We start from the raw sequence: 16877 nt of genomic DNA, 5'->3' as shown, positions 1-16877 counted from the left end.
GCCCTGGTCGGGCGAAATCCAACGTCTGTTATTCCACTATCGCAGTCAGGACCGAACGACGCTCAGGATCTCGGTCACGAGTGCGTCTACTTCTTCGGTCGATCGGGCTTCCACATTGAGCCGCAACAGCGGCTCGGTGTTGGAGGCGCGCAGATTGAACCAGGCGTCGTCGGCCAGTTGCACGGTGACTCCGTCGAGCCGGTCCACCGACCTGGCGCGATCGGCGAAGGCGTCCAGCACCGCGGCGGTGCGGGCCGCGGCGTCGTCCACGGTGGAGTTGATCTCGCCGGATGCGGCGTAGGTGGTGTAGGACGACATCAGCTCCGAGACCGGCCGATCGGTTTCGCCGAGGGCGGCCAGCACGTGCAGTGCGGCCAGCATGCCGGAGTCGGCGCCCCAGAAGTCGCGGAAGTAGTAGTGCGCCGAGTGCTCGCCGCCGAATACCGCGCCGGTGGCGGCCATCTGCTGCTTGATGAAGGAGTGGCCCACCCGGGTGCGCACCGGGGTGCCGCCCAGCGAGCGCACCAGTTCCGCAACGGCCTTCGAGGTGATCAGGTTGTGGATGATCGCCGCCCCCGGCTCCTTGGCGAGTTCGCGCTCGGCGACCAGCGCGGTGATCGCCGAGGGGGAGACCGGGTCGCCCTTCTCGTCCACCACGAAGCAGCGGTCGGCGTCGCCGTCGAAGGCCAGGCCGATGTCGGCGCCGGACTCGCGTACGAGGTGCTGCAGATCGACCAGGTTCTTCGGGTCCAGCGGGTTGGCCTCGTGATTGGGGAAGGTGCCGTCGAGTTCGAAGAACAGCGGAACGATCTTCACGTGCTCGAGTGCGCCGAGCACAGCGGGGACGGTGTGCCCGCCCATGCCGTTGCCGGCGTCCACCGCGATGGTCAGCGGGCGTTCGGCCGACAGCCGCACCAGCTCGCGCAGGAACTCGGCGTAGTCGTCGAGCAGATCGACGGTGTCGATGCCGCCCGGCTCGCCGTCGTACTCAGGGACGCCCGCGACGAGTTCGTCCTTGATGGTCGCCAGGCCGGTGTCCTGGCCGACCGGGAGCGCGTTGGCTCGGCACAGCTTGATGCCGTTGTAGCGGGCGGGGTTGTGGCTGGCGGTGAACATCGCGCCCGGGCAGCCGAATCGGCCGGAAGCGAAGTACAACTCGTCGGTGGAGGCCAGGCCGATATGGGTGACGTCGAGACCCTGCGCGGTGACGCCCGCGGCGAAGGCGTCGGCGAGTTCCGGGGAGGACTCGCGCATGTCGTGTCCGATGACCACCCGGGTCGCGCCCTCGGCGCGCATCAGTCGGGCGAAGGACGCTCCCACGTCCCGGGTGAAGCGGGCGTCGATCTGGTCACCGACCACACCACGCACGTCGTATGCCTTGATCACCGCATTAACGGACTCGGCAGAGCGGGCCACTGTCATGCCCCACACCCTAGTGGGCGCCTTGTTGCGCCGGCGCGACTGCCCACCCGAGCGCATTCACCGGACCGGCGCAGGTCAGCTCGGGAACACATCAGCTCGGGAAGATCAGCTCGGGGAAAGATCGGCTCGGCGGGAAGACCGGCTCGGGGCCGGATCAGCTCGGGGCCGGATCAGCTCGGCGGATCGGGCAGCACGCGCAGGTGGCCACGGCGTCCGGTTCGGGTGGCCCGTTGCTGCGGCGGCGCGTATTCGCGATAGCCGCGATGGTCGGACTCCGGGGGGCGCCTGCGCAGTCCCGCCTCCCGCACGGCCTCGGCCAGCGCGGTCAGATCGTCGTCGTCGGTATTGCTGGAGAAACTGCCCTCGTGGCGGACCAGTTCCCAGCCCTTCGGCGCGGTGATCCGGGATGCGTGGGTTTCACACAGATCCCAGGAATGCGGTTCGGCCACTGTCGCCAGCGGGCCGACCACCGCGGTGGAATCGGAATAGACATACGTGAGCGTCGCGACGGCCGGGTTCTTGCAGCCTGGTCGGCAGCAACGACGCATGGGGATCACGACGTCGAGGGTATCGCGCCCGCCTCCGGGATGTGTACAGACACGCTGGCCGACTTCGCGCCTGCCCGATCGTGGGCGCAAACGTGCGAACTCCCGGGGCGTGAATTGGGACACATCACACGACGGGGACTATTTCGCCGGTCGTCATTGCGCGTCCGGATCGATCACATCGGGATCGACACCGAGGTAAGTCGCGACCTGCTGGATGAGCACCTCGCGCAGCAGATCGACCAGATCGTCCGGGTCGCCCGCGCGCAATTCCAGCGGTTTGCGGAACAACACCACGCGCGCGCGGGTGGCGGCGCCGTGCCGGTCCACGCCCGCGGGTACCAGACGCGACAGCGGCACCGGGCCGTCGGCGACCACCTCGTCCGGCCAGGTGACCGAATCAGGGTGGAGCGGGCGGATTTTCGGCACGTCGTCGACAGCGATGTCCAGTTTGGTGAGCCGGTCGTGCCAGCGCGAATCGATGGGGGCGAAGGCCTCGAGGACCAGGCGGTCGAACTGCTGGCCCCTGGTTCGCCAGGCGGGCACGGTCGGCGGAAGCATCGGACCGCGCACTCCGCGGCCGCGGCGGATGACCGACCGGGCGGTCGGCGGTCGTCGATTGCGAGAGCGGGCCATGAAAGAAAATCTAGGCGAAGACTCCGGACGCGGTGCGGACCGGGGACCGGGGAACGCGTACCGGCCCCGCGAACGGGGGCCGGTACGAGTCGAAGCCCGTCAGATGATGCCGCGCTTGAGGCGACGGCGCTCCCGCTCGGAGAGCCCGCCCCAGATACCGAAACGCTCGTCATGGGCGAGTGCGTATTCCAGGCACTCGTCGCGCACCTCGCAACCCATGCAGATCCGCTTCGCCTCGCGCGTGGAGCCGCCCTTTTCCGGGAAGAACGCCTCCGGATCCGTTTGCGCGCACAGCGCGCGTTCCTGCCACTGCTCTTCGATCGATTCGAACATCTCGTCAAAGCCTGTGATCACCAGGCTGAGCCGAGGAGTCGACACCGCTTCACCCCCATCGTGTTCGCGGCCGATGTCAGCGCAGACGCCACGTGCTGCGCCTGCTGTGGAATCGGTTCGCGCGACCATGTCTTCGGTCATCGCTCCGCCTCCTCACTGTGTGTTAGCGCAGAATGCTTCTTTCCGTCGGACCAACACGCACACCGACGGCCCTACCCCGCGACGTAGTCCCGCGGACATCCCCGAGCACATCAATCCGATGCGAACACCTGTTCGAAATGCTGTTCGCGCCATGCGGTCTCGCGCGAACTCGGAATGACATGTTGCGATTAGACACGCCGGATGTATCGATGGTCAAGCCGCTGTCGCTATTCCGTTACTATCCGGACCCGATTTATGCAGCCCTCCGCTGAGGCGGTATAGCAAATGAGCAGCAAATATGCTGGATCGTGAGCTTCCCGATGCAACGCATAGGCTGTGTGGATGTGACTGGACAACACGCGGACATCACGCCTGCCGCGGGCCCCGAGATCGCCGTGCTCGTCGGCGGCGTCGGCGGCGCGCGCTTCCTGCAGGGCGTGCGTGAACTTCTCCCCGATTCCCGGATCTCGGCGATCGTGAACGTCGGTGACGACGTCTGGATGCACGGTCTCAGAATCTGCCCCGACCTCGATACCTGCATGTATACGCTGGGTGGCGGCATCGATACCGAGCGTGGCTGGGGCCGGGTCGGCGAGACCTGGCACGCGAAGGAGGAGCTCGCGGCTTATCGTGCGCAGCCCGACTGGTTCGGCCTGGGGGATCGTGATATCGCCACGCATCTGATTCGCACCGAAATGTTACGGGCCGGCTACCCGCTGTCCGCGGTCACCCAAGCGCTGTGCAACCGGTGGCAACCAGGCATTGAACTCATCCCGGCAACCGACGACCGGTGTGAAACGCATGTTGTTGTGAGTGATCCGGAGAACCCTGGCGAACGTCGCGCGATCCATTTTCAGGAGTGGTGGGTGCGGTATCGCGCAAACGTCGAAACTCATGGTTTTGCCTCCATCGGAGCAGAAGACGCGAAACCGGCACCAGGTGTGATCGATCTCATAGAACGCTGTGATGCGGTATTGCTGGCGCCGTCGAACCCGGTCGTCAGCATCGGTTCGATCCTGGCCGTCCCCGGAATCCGCGGCGCGTTGCGCACCACGAAGGCGAAGGTCGTCGGGGTGTCCGGAGTCATCGACGGAAAGCCGTTGCGCGGTATGGCCGACGAGTGTCTGTCGGTGATCGGGGTGGAGACCACCGCCGAGGCCGTCGGCAGGCATTACGGCGCCCGGTCGGCCAACGGCATTCTCGACGGCTGGCTCGTCCACAGCACCGACACCGCCGACGTGCCTGGCGTCGAGGTGCGCAGCGTGCCGCTGCTGATGACCGATCCGCCGACCACCGCCGAAATCGTGCGCGAGGCATTGGATCTGGCCGGGGTGCGGCTGTGAGCGCGCCCGCGGCCCACGGCGGCCCTGTCGATCACGCGGCGGAGGGCCTGAGCATCCTGCCGGTGGCCGGACTGCCGGAGTTCCGGCCCGGCGACGATGTGACCGCCGCGATCGCCGAGGCGGCGCCGTGGTTGCGCGACGGCGACATCCTGGTGGTCACCAGCAAGATCATCGCCAAGGCCGAGGGCCGGGTGGTGGCCGCGCCGGTGGATCCCGAGGAACGCGATGCGGTGCGGCGCGCACTGGTCGAGCAGGAGGCCGTGCGGGTACTCGCGCGCAAAGGCAGGACCCTCATCACCGAGAACAAGCTCGGCATCGTGCAGGCCGCCTCGGGTGTGGACGGATCCAACGTCGAGCGCGGCGAGTTGGTGCTGCTGCCTTCCGATCCCGATGCCAGCGCCCGTGAATTGCGCGCCGGCCTGGCGCGGCGACTGGGCGTCCGGGTCGCGGTGGTGGTCACCGACACCATGGGCCGGGCCTGGCGCAACGGGCAGACCGATGCCGCGATCGGGTCCTCTGGTCTGCGGGTGCTGCACGACTACGACGGCGCGATCGACGGTCAGGGCAACGAACTGCACGTCACCCAGGTCGCGATCGCCGACGAGCTGGCCGCCGCTGCCGATCTGGTGAAAGGGAAGCTGCGTGCGGTCCCGGTGGCCGTGGTGCGTGGATTGCCCCACGACGACGACGGTTCCGGCGCGGTGGACCTGTTGCGTTCGGGGGACGAGGACCTGTTCTGGCTGGGCACCGCCGAAGCCCTGGCGCGCGGCAGACGGGAGGCCGTGCTGCTGCGTCGCTCGGTGCGCGAATTCGCCGACACCCCGGTGGAACCGGAGCACATCCGCTCGGCGGTCGCGGTCGCGCTGACCGCGCCCGCTCCACACCACACCAGGCCGGTGCGCTTCGTGTGGGTGCGCGAGGCGGACCGGCGCGAGCGGTTGCTGACCGCGCTGGCGGACAGATGGCGCGCCGATCTCACCGCCGACGGCCTCGACCCCGAGCGAGTGGAGCGGCGCGTCGCGCGCGGGCGCATCCTGTTCGACGCGCCCGAGGTGATCATCCCGTGCATGGTGCCCGACGGCGCCCATCACTATCCCGACGAGCGCAGGCAGGCGGCCGAAACGACCATGTTCACCGTCGCGGCGGGCGCGGCGGTGCAGGGTCTGCTGGTGGCGCTGGCCGCCGAGGGTGTCGGCAGCTGCTGGATCGGCTCGACCATCTTCGCCCCGGAGGTCACCCGCGCCGAGCTGGGCCTGGCCGCGGACTGGCATCCGCTGGGCGCGGTGGCGGTGGGGTATCCGACCGAGGAGCTCGCGCCGCGGCCGCCGCGGACGGGTGGGGAAGGACTGCTGGAGCTGTGAGCGCGGAATCCTTGCACGCGTCGGCGACCGAATTGCTGCACGGCTGGGACATCCGGTCCGCGGCCGAGGGGTCGATCCGCGAATCGATGCTCGCCTTTCTCGGTTCGGCGCCGCGTGGCTGTCTGCGCGAGCACGTGCCGGGGCATATCACCGCCTCGGCGGTGGTGTTCTCGGCCGACCGGCGCGAGGTGCTGTTGACGCTGCATCCGCGGGTCGGCCGGTGGCTCCAGCTCGGCGGGCACTGCGAGGAGTCCGACGAGTCGGTGGCCGACGCGGCGCTGCGGGAAGCGACCGAGGAGTCCGGTATCGCCGGACTGCGCCTCGAGCCGGGGCTCTACGGCGCGCACGCGCATCCGATCACCTGCTCACTCGGGCAGCCGACCCGGCATCTGGACCTGCTGTTCCGCGTCACCGCGCCGTCGGGCGCGGTGCCGGTGCGCAGCGCCGAATCCACCGACCTTCGCTGGTGGCCGGTCGACGGGCTGCCGCCCGGTTTCGACGTGCCGATGCGGTAGGTCGGCCGAGAGGGGCTGAGAACGTTCCGGGGATCGTCACGGTCCAGCCGCGTCCGGCGTCGCGAGTCACAGCTGTACAAATTTCACGATTTGTATAGACGATCGACAGGAATCGTCGTATTGTCCATGGCGTATGTAACGCGTGTCACAAGCGTTCCCGAATGGAGACGACGATGTCTACTGATGCCGACGCGGCCGACCGGACGGTCGAGACCCCCGACTGGCGCGACCGCAAGCGCTACTACTGGCTGTGGGGCCTGTTCGTGCCGACGGGCCTGTTCACCATCGGCCTGCCGTTGATCTGGCTACTGAACGAAGGGGGTCTGCACGGTCTGGCCCATGTGCCCTTCTGGCTCGGGCCGATCCTGCTCTACATCGTCATCCCGCTCGCCGACAGGTTCATCGGCCCGGATGGGGAGAACCCGCCGGAGGAGGTGATAGCCCACCTCGAGAACGACCGCTACTACCGCTATCTGACCTACCTGTACCTGCCATTCCAATATGCCGCCCTGGTCATGGCGTGCTACCTGATCACCGCGAACGACCTCGGCTGGCTGGGCATCGACGGCGGCCTGCACGTGGTGGACAAGGTCGGTCTGGCGATCACCGTCGGGCTGATCGGCGGCATCGGCATCAACACCGCGCACGAACTCGGCCACAAGAAGGTCGGCCTGGAGCGCTGGCTCTCGCGCATCGCGCTGGCCCAGACGTGCTACGGCCACTTCTACATCGAGCACAACCGTGGCCACCATGTGCGGGTGGCCACGCCCGAGGACCCGGCCAGTTCGCGGCTGGGCGAGTCGTTCTGGGAATTCCTGCCGCGCACCGTCAAGGGCAGTGTGCTCTCGGCGTGGCGGCTGGAGAAGACACGGCTGGAGCGGATCGGGACGGGGCCGTGGACCTGGCGCAACGAGGTGCTGCAGGCCTGGGCGATGTCGGTGGTGCTGTACGCGGTGTTGATCGCGGTGTTCGGGGTCGGGGTGGTGCCCTGGCTGATCCTGCAGGCGGTGTTCGGATTCAGCCTGCTCGAGGTGGTCAACTATCTCGAGCACTACGGGCTGGCCCGTCAGCGCGCCGCCTCCGGGCGCTACGAGCGAGCCGCCCCGACGCACAGCTGGAACAGCGACCACCTGGTCACCAATGTCTTTCTGTACCATCTGCAGCGCCACAGCGACCATCACGCCTATCCGACCCGGCGGTATCAGACGCTGCGGAGCTGGGACGGCGCGCCGAACCTGCCCAGCGGCTACGCGTCCATGATCATGCTGGCGTACTTCCCGCCGCTGTGGCGGAAGGTGATGGACAAGCGGGTGCTCGCGCACTACGACGGTGATGTGACCCGTGCGAACATCCATCCACGTACCAGGGACAGGGTGCTGGCCCGATACGGGGCGGAGGCTTCGGCATGAGCGCTTTTCGGTGCCCCGTGTGCGACTACGTCTACGACGAGTCCGAAGGCGCTCCGCACGAGGGGTTTCCGGCGGGAACCCCGTGGACGGCCGTGCCCGACGACTGGTGCTGCCCGGACTGCGGAGTCCGTGAGAAGATCGATTTCGAACCGGTGGGAGTAGCGCTGTGACCGAATACAAGGTGTATCAATGCGTCCAATGCGGCTTCGAATACGACGAAGCCGAGGGCTGGCCGGAGGACGGCATCGCCGCGGGCACCCGCTGGGACGACATTCCCGACGATTGGACCTGCCCCGATTGCGGCGCGGCCAAGTCCGACTTCTTCATGGTCGAGATCGAGCGGTCCTGAGGTGGCGGGCCGCGGACTGTCCTCGCCGTATCAGGAGGCGAGCAGGGAACTGCTGCGCGCCTCGATCCTGGACGCGATGCGCGAACTGCTGACCGAGCGGGACTGGTCCAAGATCACCGTCGGCGATGTGGCGGGACGCGCGGGGGTGAGCAGGCAGACCGTCTACAACGAGTTCGGCTCACGGGCCGGCCTGGCGCAGGGCTATGCCCTGCGTCTGGCCGACGACCTGGTCGATCACGTGGGCGCCGCCGTGGCGGCCAACGTGGGCGCCGCGGGCGCCGCGATCCGCGAAGGGTTGTCCGGCTTCTTTCTGGATGCGGCGACGGATCCGCTGGTCTGCTCGCTGCTGGCCGGGGAGGCGAAGCCGGATCTGCTGCGGCTGATCACCTTGGACGCGGGACCGCTCGTCGAGCACGCGACCGCGCGGCTGACAGCGGTGTTCGTGGACAGCTGGGTCGAGGCCACCCCCACCGAGGCCGATGTGCTCGCCCACGCGCTCGTGCGGATCGCGCTGAGCTACATCCCGAATCCGCCCGGTCCGGGGCGCAACGGACCGGCCGAGCTGGCGGATTTGCTGAGTCCGTACGTGGCCGGAATTCTGGCCGCTCGGGAGGCGAATTAGTGGACCTGCTCTCCTCGAATTTCGCTTTGCTGGACGTGTGCTGTATGCTTTGATCTTGCGCTGTAGGTCGGTCGAACCGACTGATCGAGTGTTATCGTGACCCCATTTTCGGGGGTGGGCACCCTGTAACGGCCGGTGACCCTGTATGTATGTCCTTGCAATGTCGTCGGGATTCATTTAGCGGGGCAAAGTTGCAAACGGATGGCAAATCGGCGATTGCGCTGGATCCCAAACGCCACCTCTGGATTCTCGGGCTGATCGCCCCAGCGTCCGCGTTGCTGCCTTCCCAGCTCGTGCTGCGGACCGGCATGGAGTTCTTCTGGTGGATCGGGCCGATCATCGTGCTGGTGATCATCCCGCTGCTGGACTGGGCGGTCGGCGAGGACGGCAGCAATCCCCGCGACGAGGACTACGAGCGGCTGTCCAACGACCGCTATTACCGGTGGTGCACCTTCCTGTTCCTGCCCGTCCAGATGATCGGGCTGATGATCGCCTCGGCCATGTGGGCGGGTGACGAACTCAGCCTGCTCGACAAGGCGGGCCTGGCCACCACGCTCGGCCTGGTCAGCGGTATCGGCATCAATGCCGCCCACGAACTGGGCCATCGCGTCGAGAGCCTGGAACGCTGGCTGGCCAAGATCGCGCTCGCCCAGTCCGGCTACGGCCACTTCTTCGTCGAACACAACCGCGGTCATCACGTGCGCGTGGCCACGCCCGACGATCCCGCCAGCGCCCGGCTGGGCGAGTCGCTGTGGGAGTTCCTGCCGCGCAGCGTGGTCGGGGGCTTTCGCTCGGGTATCGCCTTGGAGAGGGAGCGCCTGGCGCGTCGGGGGAAGTCCTGGTGGAGCGTGCACAACCACATCCTGCAGGCCTGGTCGATGACGGTGGTTCTCTTCGGCGGACTCATGCTGGCTTTCGGCTGGCACATCCTGCCGTGGCTGCTGCTGCAGGCGGTGATCGGCGCCGGTCTGCTCGAGACGGTGAACTACGTCGAGCACTACGGATTGCTGCGGGAGCGGCGTGAGGGCGGCCGCTGGGCGCGCTGCTCACCGCGCGACAGCTGGAACAGCGACCGGCTCGTGACCAATATCTTCCTGTTCCATCTGCAGCGTCACAGCGATCATCACGCAAACCCGGGCAGGCGCTATCAGACCCTGCGCACCTGCGATGTCGCTCCGCAGTTGCCCGCGGGCTACGCGACCATGATCCTGTTCGCCGCCATCCCGCCGCTGTGGCGCGCGGTGATGGATCACCGGGTGCTCGAACACTACGGTGGCGACGTCACGCGCGCCAATATCGCGCCGCGCAAGCGCTCCAGGATCCTGACCGCTCACGGCGTGTCGGCCTGAGCGCGGCGATCGGTCCCTGGCAGGGACACCCGAGTGCGTAGGTTGGGGGGCGTCCGCCGTGCAGGCGACGCTAGCCTTGCACCGGTACAGCCGAACCAGGAGAGGCAGATGACGACCTCAGAACTTCCCGCTCGCACGTCCCCGACCGCGGATGTCCGCAACGGCATCGACTACAAGGTGGCTGATCTGGCACTGGCCGATTTCGGCCGCAAGGAGATCCGGCTGGCCGAGCACGAGATGCCCGGCCTGATGGCCCTACGCCGTGAATACGCCGACGTGCAGCCGCTGAAGGGCGCGCGCATCTCCGGCTCGCTGCACATGACCGTGCAGACCGCCGTGCTCATCGAGACCCTGGTCTCCCTCGGCGCCGAGGTGCGCTGGGCCTCGTGCAACATCTTCTCCACCCAGGATCACGCCGCCGCCGCGGTGGTCGTCGGGCCGCACGGCACCGTCGACGAGCCCAAGGGCACCCCGGTCTTCGCCTGGAAGGGCGAGACCCTGGAGGAGTACTGGTGGGCGGCCGAACAGATGCTCACCTGGCCGGGCGAGCCCGCCAACATGATCCTCGACGACGGTGGCGACGCCACCATGCTGGTGCTGCGCGGCGCCCAGTTCGAGAAGTCCGGCATCGTCCCGCCCGAGGACGAGACCCACTCGGCCGAGTACAAGGTCTTCCTTAACCTGCTGCGCGAGCGCTTGGCCTCGGACAAGGGCAAATGGACCGCCATCGCCGAGAGCGTCAAGGGCGTCACCGAGGAGACCACCACCGGCGTGCTGCGTCTGTACCAGTTCGCCGCCGCGGGTGAACTCTCCTTCCCGGCGATCAACGTCAACGACTCGGTCACCAAGTCCAAGTTCGACAACAAGTACGGCACCAGGCACTCGCTGATCGACGGCATCAACCGCGGCACCGACGTGCTCATCGGTGGCAAGAAGGTGCTCATCTGCGGCTACGGCGACGTGGGTAAGGGCTGTGCGGACTCGCTCGCCGGCCAGGGTGCCCGCGTGCAGGTCACCGAGATCGACCCGATCAACGCGCTGCAGGCGCTGATGGACGGCTACGACGTGGTGACCGTCGAGCAGGCCATCGGCGAGGCCGACATCGTGATCACCGCGACCGGCAACAAGGACATCATCACCCTCGATCACATGAAGGCGATGAAGGAACAGGCCATCCTGGGCAATATCGGCCACTTCGACAACGAGATCGACATCGCCGCCCTGGAGAACTCCGGCGCCACCCGTCTCGAGATCAAGCCGCAGGTGGACCTGTGGACCTTCGGCGAGACCGGCCGCTCGATCATCGTGCTCTCCGAAGGCCGCCTGCTCAATCTCGGCAATGCCACCGGGCATCCGTCGTTCGTGATGTCGAACAGCTTCTCCAATCAGGTGATCGCGCAGATCGAGCTGTGGACCAAGCCGCAGGAGTACGACAACGAGGTCTACCGCCTGCCCAAGCACCTCGACGAGAAGGTCGCGCGCATCCACGTGGAGGCGCTGGGCGGTCAGCTCACCAAGCTGACCAAGGACCAGGCCGAGTACATCGGCGTGGACGTGGAAGGCCCGTACAAGCCGGAGCACTACCGCTACTGATGTCCGATCATCAGGTGCTGATCGCACTGGAGGGCCTCGACGGCGCCGGGAAGCGCACGCTGACCGACGCCGTCGTCGCCGCGCTCGGGGCGCGGGGAGTGCGGGCGGCGACGCTCGCCTTCCCGCGCTACGGGCGTTCGGTGCACGCGGATCTGGCGTCCGAGGCGCTGCACGGCGCCCACGGCGACCTCGCGTCCTCGGTCTACGCGATGGCGCTGATGTTCGCCCTCGACCGCGCCGACGCCCGCGACGAGCTGTCGAAATTGCTGGCCGCCAACGACATCGTGATCCTGGACCGCTATGTCGCCTCCAACGCCGCCTACAACGCCGCCCGACTGCACCAGTCCGCCGACGGCGAGATCGTCGGCTGGACAGCGGATCTGGAGTTCGGCCGGTTCGGCCTGCCCGTACCGGACGTGCAGCTGCTGCTCGACGTGGACACCGAACTCGCCGCCGAACGCGCCCGCAAGCGCACCGAACTCGACGGCAACCGGCCGCTGGACGCCTACGAACGCGACGGGGGACTGCAACGGCGCACGCTGGCGGTGTACCGTGAGCTCGCCGATCGGAACTGGTACGGACCGTGGTGGACATACCGGCCCGGCGACGATCCGACGGCACTGGCCGCGCGTCTGGCCGAGATGATCGCTCGATAAAGTTCCATGGGATTTCCGGCTCGCCTGTGCCGTCTCGGCTGCTTTCGGCAATTCGGCGACCTATATTCCTTCGGCTGCTCGCCGTTATTTGGCGTGGCGGCCCGATACTCGCCTGGGAGATGACAACATATAACTATGAAGCCGAAGATTCTGGTCGTCGACGACGATATGGCGCTCGCCGAGATGCTGACGATCGTCCTACGCGGGGAGGGTTTCGACCCGCACGTGGTCGGTGACGGTACACAGGCATTGGCGGCGGTGCGCGAGATCCGCCCCGATCTGGTCCTGCTCGACCTGATGCTGCCCGGCATGAACGGCATCGATGTATGCCGGGTGCTGCGGGCCGACTCCGGCGTGCCGATCGTCATGCTCACCGCCAAAACCGACACCGTCGACGTGGTGCTCGGGCTGGAATCCGGCGCCGACGACTACATCGTCAAGCCGTTCAAGCCCAAGGAGCTCGTCGCGCGCGTGCGTGCCCGGTTGCGTCGCACCGAGGACGAGCCCGCCGAGCAGCTCCAGATCGCCGACATCCTCATCGATGTGCCCGCGCACAAGGTCTCCCGAGCCGGGCAGCAGATCTCGCTGACGCCGCTGGAGTTCGACCTGCTGGTGGCGCTGGCCCGCAAGCCGCGTCAGGTCTTCACCCGTGAGGTGCTGCTCGAGCAGGTGTGGGGCTACCGCCACGCCGCCGACACCAGGCTGGTGAACGTGCATGTGCAGCGGCTGCGCGCGAAGGTGGAGAAGGATCCGGAGAATCCGGAGATCGTGCTGACCGTCCGCGGTGTCGGCTACAAGGCCGGACCGCCGTGACCGATGGGAAGCGTCCCGCCTCGCGCGGGGTGATTCCACGACTGGAACGGTCGCTGGCCCCGATCGGCGCCTGGTTCACCGATCTGGGCACCGCGTCGGGGCACCTGTGGCGTCGCTCGTTGCAACTGCGCGTCATCGTCTCGACGTTGACGCTGTCGTTGATCGTCATCACCATCCTCGGCGTCGTGCTGACCAGTCAGATCACCGACCGCCTGCTCGACGCGAAGGTCAACGCGGCGGAGGAGGAGATCAACCGGGTGCGCGCGGTGGTCGAGGACAAGGTCTCCGGCGTGTACGACGTGGACACCCTGCGCAAGACGCTGACCGACGCGCGCGGCGAGGTGTCCGACAGCGGCGGCACGGGCCGTTCCGGTGGCGCGGCGGGCAGCTTCGACACCGCCCTGATCGCGGTCGGCGGTTCCACCCAGCAGCAGGTCGAAGCCGGGCCGGTCGCCGAGGTGCCCGCCGAGTTGCGTCGCTTCGTGCAGCGCAACCAGATCAGCTACCAGTTCGCCACGGTCGCCGACCCCGACGGCTACCACGGGCGCGCGCTGATCATCGGCAGCCCCAGTGCCGAGGTGCCCACGCTGGAGGTCTATCTGATCTTCCCGCTGGCCAACGAGGAGAGCAGCCTCGCGCTGATGCGCGGCACCATGATGATCGGCGGCCTGGTACTGCTGGTCCTGCTGGCCGCCATCACCGCGCTGGTCACCCGGCAGGTGGTACTGCCCATCCGCTCGGCCGCGCGCATCGCCAGTCGCTTCGCCGACGGGCGCCTCAAAGAGCGCATGCTGGTGCGAGGTGAGGACGACATGGCGCGGCTCGCGCAGGCGTTCAACGAGATGGCCGAAAGCCTGTCCAACCAGATCACTCAGCTGGAGGAGTTCGGCAACCTGCAGCGCCGGTTCACCTCCGATGTCAGCCACGAGCTGCGTACCCCGCTGACCACCGTGCGGATGGCCGCCGACCTCATCCACGGCTCTAGCGACCAGCTGGATCCGGCGCTGGCCCGCAGCGCCGAGCTGCTGGTCACCGAACTCGATCGCTTCGAGGGGCTGCTCAACGACCTGCTCGAGATCAGCAGGCACGACGCGGGCGTGGCCGAGTTGCAGGTGGAGTCGCTGGACGTGCGGATGTGCGCGCGTGCCGCGATCTCCACCGTGCGCCACCTGGCCAAGGACGCGGGCGTGGAGGTGGTCACCGACCTGCCGGAGGATCCGGTCGTCGCCGAGGTCGATCCGCGCCGGGTGGAGCGCGTGCTGCGCAATCTGCTCGCCAACGCCATCGACCACAGCGAGGGCAAGCCGGTGCTGATCCGGATGCGCGGCGATGCCGAGGCCAACGCCGTGGCGTTCGTGGTTCGTGACCAGGGCATCGGTCTGCGCCCGGGCGAGGACAAGCTGGTCTTCAACCGGTTTTGGCGCTCGGACCCCTCCCGGATGCGTCGCTCGGGCGGCACCGGCCTCGGCTTGTCCATCAGTGTCGAGGATGCCCATCTGCACGCGGGCAGGCTCGAGGCGTGGGGCGAGCTCGGCGTGGGTGCGTGCTTCCGGCTGACGCTGCCGATGACGCGCGGTCGCAAGATGGGCATCAGCCCGCTGCCGCTGGAGGCCGCGGTGCGCAAGTCGCCGCCGCGGGCCTGCGATCCGGTGCCGATCGAGGGCGACCCGGTGGACATCCCGACAGCGCCGACATCCCGGCCCGCGCTCCGCGCGCCCGCCGCCCCGGTCGGGTCGGAAGGAACCGGCCGGACAATGCACTCGGACACCGCCGCCGATACCGATGCCGTCGAGACCGAAGGGCTGGTTCCTCCTGTCCCGAGCGAGAACGGCGCAGGCGGACGTTCGTCCGATTCCGCGGGCGGGGGCCACGTGCTCACCGAACGTGGAGGTGAACAGTCATGACGATGCGCGCTGTCCGGTCCTCCGGTCGTACCTGGCTCTCCGCGTTGTTGCTCATCGTGGCGATGGTGTCGACCGGCTGCGCGAGCCTGCCGGCATCCTCTGCCCCGCAGGCGCTGCGCACCATCGACCGGGAGCCCGCTGCCGAGGGGCCGACCCCGCCGATCTCCGGCCGCGACCCTGATCTGCTGCTGCGCGATTTCCTGGCGGCCACCGCCGACCCGGCCAACCGGCATCTGGCCGCCCGCCAGTACATGACCCCGGCGGCGTCGGCGCAATGGGACGACACGGTGAGTACCACCATCGTGGAACGTCCCGACACCCTGCTGGAATCGCGCGAGGGCGAGCGGGCCGTCTACCGGATCCGCGCCCAGCGGGTCGCCGAGCTGTCCGCCGACGGCGCGTACAGCGCGGTCACCGAGCCGACGCTCGAGAACAAGATCGAGTTGGTCAAGGTCGACGGCGAATGGCGCATCGAGTCCCTGCCACCGGGCGTGGTCATGGACACCGCCGCGTTCGCCAAGTCCTATCGCCGGTACGTGCTGTATTTCGCCGATCAGGCCGGCACCGCGGCGGTTCCGGACCTGCGTTGGCTCTCGGTGCCGAAGAACCAGCTGACCCAACGGCTGCTCGGATTGCTCATCGAGGGGCCGAACGACACGCTGGCGCCGGTGGTCCGCAATCGGCTGGCGCCGCCGGTCACGCTGCGCGGCCCGATCACCAAGGCCAACGGCGACCCGCAGGACGTCGGGCTCGGGCTCGGCGGCGTGCGCATCGACTTCGCGGGCGCGAGCGAGCTGAATCAGCGCGACAAGGAGATGCTGGCCGGGCAGGTCGTGCTCACCTTGTCCAAGGCCGACATTCCCGGGCCCTACATCCTGCTGGCCGACGGGCAGCCGCTCGACTCCCGTTTCGCGGTCGCCGGCTGGACGGTGGGCGACGTCGACTACCTCGACCCGTCGGTGCGCGCGGCCGATCGCACCGGCTTGCACGCTCTGCGCGGCGGCACGTTGGCACAGGTCACCGACGGCGGGGTGGTCGACGTCCCCGGCTACTTCGGCACGGTCGACAATCTGCGCTCGGCGGCGCTGTCCCCGGATGGCCAACTCGTCGCGGCGGTCGCCGACGCGGGCCGCCCGGCGCCCGAGCCGCAGCGCACGCTGATGGTGGGCACCTACGGCGGTACGGCCATTCCGGTCGCCGAGGGCACGACCATCTCACGGCCCTCCTGGAACGCCGACGGCAGCGCGGCATGGGCGGTGATCGACGGCACGCAGGTGATCAGGGCGGTGCGCGACAGCGCCACCAACACCGTGTCCAGGCAGGGTGTGGACATCAGCGGGTTGACCTCCGACCCGTCCGGGCCGACGCTGCGGATGCCGATCACCGAACTGCGCATCTCCCGTACCGGCGTCCGCGCGGCCCTCATCGCCGACGGCAAGGTCTACGTGGCGTTGATCGAACGCCGCCCCGACGGCGGCTACGCGTTGACCACGCCGGTCCCGGTCGCGGTCGGCCTGAGCAGCAGCGCGGTGTCGCTGAGCTGGGTCGGTGGGGACACCCTGCTGATCGCCAGGGAGGGCAATATCGACCCGGTGTCCACCGTGCGCATCGACGGCTCGGAGTGGCGTCCGGTCACCTCGCCGAACCTGACTCCGCCGGTGCGTGTGGTCGCCGCCGCCGCGAGCGCCCAGTATGTCGCCGACGCGCGCGGGGTGCTGCAACTGACCGGCAGTGCCGGCGAGCCGACCTACTGGACCGACGTGCCCGGCCTGGTCGGCAACGACGCCACCCCGGTACTGCCCGGCTGACCTCCCGGCCGAGCTTTCGGGACGGGCCGGGTTGTCCACAACCGCTGCGGCTGTGGACAACCCGGTGCTCGCCGGTCG

General features: G+C 68.2%; 17 protein-coding genes. 13 read left to right on the top strand and 4 right to left on the bottom strand.

The window, feature by feature from the left end; genetic code table 11:
* Positions 1 to 45 precede the first annotated feature (45 nt).
* The 4 genes from IU449_RS11625 to IU449_RS11610 form a co-directional block, all read right to left on the bottom strand.
* On the bottom strand, positions 46 to 1416 hold the full coding sequence (locus IU449_RS11625) for a phosphomannomutase/phosphoglucomutase (RefSeq protein WP_195002508.1): 1371 nt from the start codon (positions 1414 to 1416) through the stop codon (positions 46 to 48).
* 176 nt (positions 1417 to 1592) lie between these two features.
* Positions 1593 to 1970: a DUF3499 domain-containing protein gene (locus tag IU449_RS11620; protein WP_195002507.1), complete on the bottom strand. Its 378-nt coding sequence runs from the start codon at positions 1968 to 1970 to the stop codon at positions 1593 to 1595.
* 153 nt (positions 1971 to 2123) lie between these two features.
* Positions 2124 to 2603, bottom strand: a complete 480-nt coding sequence (locus IU449_RS11615; RefSeq protein ID WP_169333755.1) for a metallopeptidase family protein — start codon at positions 2601 to 2603, stop codon at positions 2124 to 2126.
* 99 nt (positions 2604 to 2702) lie between these two features.
* Positions 2703 to 2936: a WhiB family transcriptional regulator gene (locus IU449_RS11610; RefSeq protein ID WP_040797961.1), complete on the bottom strand. Its 234-nt coding sequence runs from the start codon at positions 2934 to 2936 to the stop codon at positions 2703 to 2705.
* 449 nt (positions 2937 to 3385) lie between these two features.
* Here IU449_RS11610 and cofD point away from each other — a divergent pair, with 449 nt between their 5' ends.
* The 13 genes from cofD (at position 3386) to lpqB (ending at position 16799) form a co-directional block, all read left to right on the top strand.
* Positions 3386 to 4420 carry a 2-phospho-L-lactate transferase gene (gene cofD, locus IU449_RS11605; protein ID WP_324188190.1) on the top strand — a complete coding sequence of 345 codons (1035 nt, stop codon included), beginning with the start codon at positions 3386 to 3388 and terminating at the stop codon, positions 4418 to 4420.
* Positions 4417 to 5781: a coenzyme F420-0:L-glutamate ligase gene (locus IU449_RS11600; RefSeq protein ID WP_195001811.1), complete on the top strand. Its 1365-nt coding sequence runs from the start codon at positions 4417 to 4419 to the stop codon at positions 5779 to 5781. The genes cofD and IU449_RS11600 overlap by 4 nt, the downstream gene beginning before the upstream one ends.
* Complete coding sequence (locus tag IU449_RS11595) at positions 5778 to 6296, top strand: NUDIX hydrolase (protein WP_195001810.1); 519 nt, start codon at positions 5778 to 5780, stop codon at positions 6294 to 6296. The genes IU449_RS11600 and IU449_RS11595 overlap by 4 nt, the downstream gene beginning before the upstream one ends.
* 173 nt (positions 6297 to 6469) lie before the next feature.
* Complete coding sequence (locus IU449_RS11590; RefSeq protein WP_195001809.1) at positions 6470 to 7705, top strand: alkane 1-monooxygenase; 1236 nt, start codon at positions 6470 to 6472, stop codon at positions 7703 to 7705.
* Complete coding sequence (locus IU449_RS11585) at positions 7702 to 7875, top strand: rubredoxin (RefSeq protein ID WP_195001808.1); 174 nt, start codon at positions 7702 to 7704, stop codon at positions 7873 to 7875. Before IU449_RS11590 ends, IU449_RS11585 begins: the two co-directional genes overlap by 4 nt.
* Positions 7872 to 8054, top strand: coding sequence for a rubredoxin (locus IU449_RS11580; RefSeq protein ID WP_195001807.1), 183 nt, complete (start codon positions 7872 to 7874; stop codon positions 8052 to 8054). The genes IU449_RS11585 and IU449_RS11580 overlap by 4 nt, the downstream gene beginning before the upstream one ends.
* Position 8055: 1 nt before the next feature.
* Positions 8056 to 8676, top strand: a complete 621-nt coding sequence (locus tag IU449_RS11575; protein WP_416382130.1) for a TetR family transcriptional regulator — start codon at positions 8056 to 8058, stop codon at positions 8674 to 8676.
* Between the two features lie 149 nt (positions 8677 to 8825).
* On the top strand, positions 8826 to 10025 hold the full coding sequence (locus IU449_RS11570) for an alkane 1-monooxygenase (RefSeq protein ID WP_195001806.1): 1200 nt from the start codon (positions 8826 to 8828) through the stop codon (positions 10023 to 10025).
* 108 nt (positions 10026 to 10133) lie between these two features.
* Positions 10134 to 11618 carry an adenosylhomocysteinase gene (gene ahcY / locus IU449_RS11565; RefSeq protein ID WP_195001805.1) on the top strand — a complete coding sequence of 495 codons (1485 nt, stop codon included), beginning with the start codon at positions 10134 to 10136 and terminating at the stop codon, positions 11616 to 11618.
* Positions 11618 to 12274 carry a dTMP kinase gene (locus IU449_RS11560; protein WP_195001804.1) on the top strand — a complete coding sequence of 219 codons (657 nt, stop codon included), beginning with the start codon at positions 11618 to 11620 and terminating at the stop codon, positions 12272 to 12274. Before ahcY ends, IU449_RS11560 begins: the two co-directional genes overlap by 1 nt.
* 135 nt (positions 12275 to 12409) lie before the next feature.
* The gene (mtrA, locus tag IU449_RS11555; RefSeq protein ID WP_067863212.1) at positions 12410 to 13087 is read left to right on the top strand and encodes an MtrAB system response regulator MtrA; all 678 of its coding nucleotides are present in this window, start codon (positions 12410 to 12412) and stop codon (positions 13085 to 13087) included.
* 41 nt (positions 13088 to 13128) lie between these two features.
* Positions 13129 to 14991, top strand: coding sequence for an MtrAB system histidine kinase MtrB (gene mtrB, locus IU449_RS11550; RefSeq protein WP_416382163.1), 1863 nt, complete (start codon positions 13129 to 13131; stop codon positions 14989 to 14991).
* Complete coding sequence (gene lpqB, locus IU449_RS11545) at positions 14988 to 16799, top strand: MtrAB system accessory lipoprotein LpqB (protein WP_195001803.1); 1812 nt, start codon at positions 14988 to 14990, stop codon at positions 16797 to 16799. The genes mtrB and lpqB overlap by 4 nt, the downstream gene beginning before the upstream one ends.
* The last annotated feature ends 78 nt before the right edge of the window (positions 16800 to 16877 follow it).

This window comes from Nocardia higoensis, assembly GCF_015477835.1.
GTDB lineage: Bacteria > Actinomycetota > Actinomycetes > Mycobacteriales > Mycobacteriaceae > Nocardia > Nocardia higoensis_A.
The sequence above is the reverse complement of the archived record's forward strand: the minus strand, read 5'-3'. Positions and strand labels throughout refer to the sequence as shown.

Bases quoted from the DNA above. Each gene is read 5' to 3' on its own strand.
- IU449_RS11620 (WP_195002507.1), bottom strand. From the start codon at position 1,970: ATGCGTCGTTGCTGCCGACCAGGCTGCAAGAACCCGGCCGTCGCGACG.
- IU449_RS11615 (WP_169333755.1), bottom strand. From the start codon at position 2,603: ATGGCCCGCTCTCGCAATCGACGACCGCCGACCGCCCGGTCGGTCATC.
- IU449_RS11610 (WP_040797961.1), bottom strand. From the start codon at position 2,936: ATGTTCGAATCGATCGAAGAGCAGTGGCAGGAACGCGCGCTGTGCGCG.
- IU449_RS11590 (WP_195001809.1), top strand. From the start codon at position 6,470: ATGTCTACTGATGCCGACGCGGCCGACCGGACGGTCGAGACCCCCGAC.
- IU449_RS11585 (WP_195001808.1), top strand. From the start codon at position 7,702: ATGAGCGCTTTTCGGTGCCCCGTGTGCGACTACGTCTACGACGAGTCC.
- IU449_RS11570 (WP_195001806.1), top strand. From the start codon at position 8,826: ATGTCCTTGCAATGTCGTCGGGATTCATTTAGCGGGGCAAAGTTGCAA.
- ahcY (WP_195001805.1), top strand. From the start codon at position 10,134: ATGACGACCTCAGAACTTCCCGCTCGCACGTCCCCGACCGCGGATGTC.
- IU449_RS11560 (WP_195001804.1), top strand. From the start codon at position 11,618: ATGTCCGATCATCAGGTGCTGATCGCACTGGAGGGCCTCGACGGCGCC.
- mtrA (WP_067863212.1), top strand. From the start codon at position 12,410: ATGAAGCCGAAGATTCTGGTCGTCGACGACGATATGGCGCTCGCCGAG.
- lpqB (WP_195001803.1), top strand. From the start codon at position 14,988: ATGACGATGCGCGCTGTCCGGTCCTCCGGTCGTACCTGGCTCTCCGCG.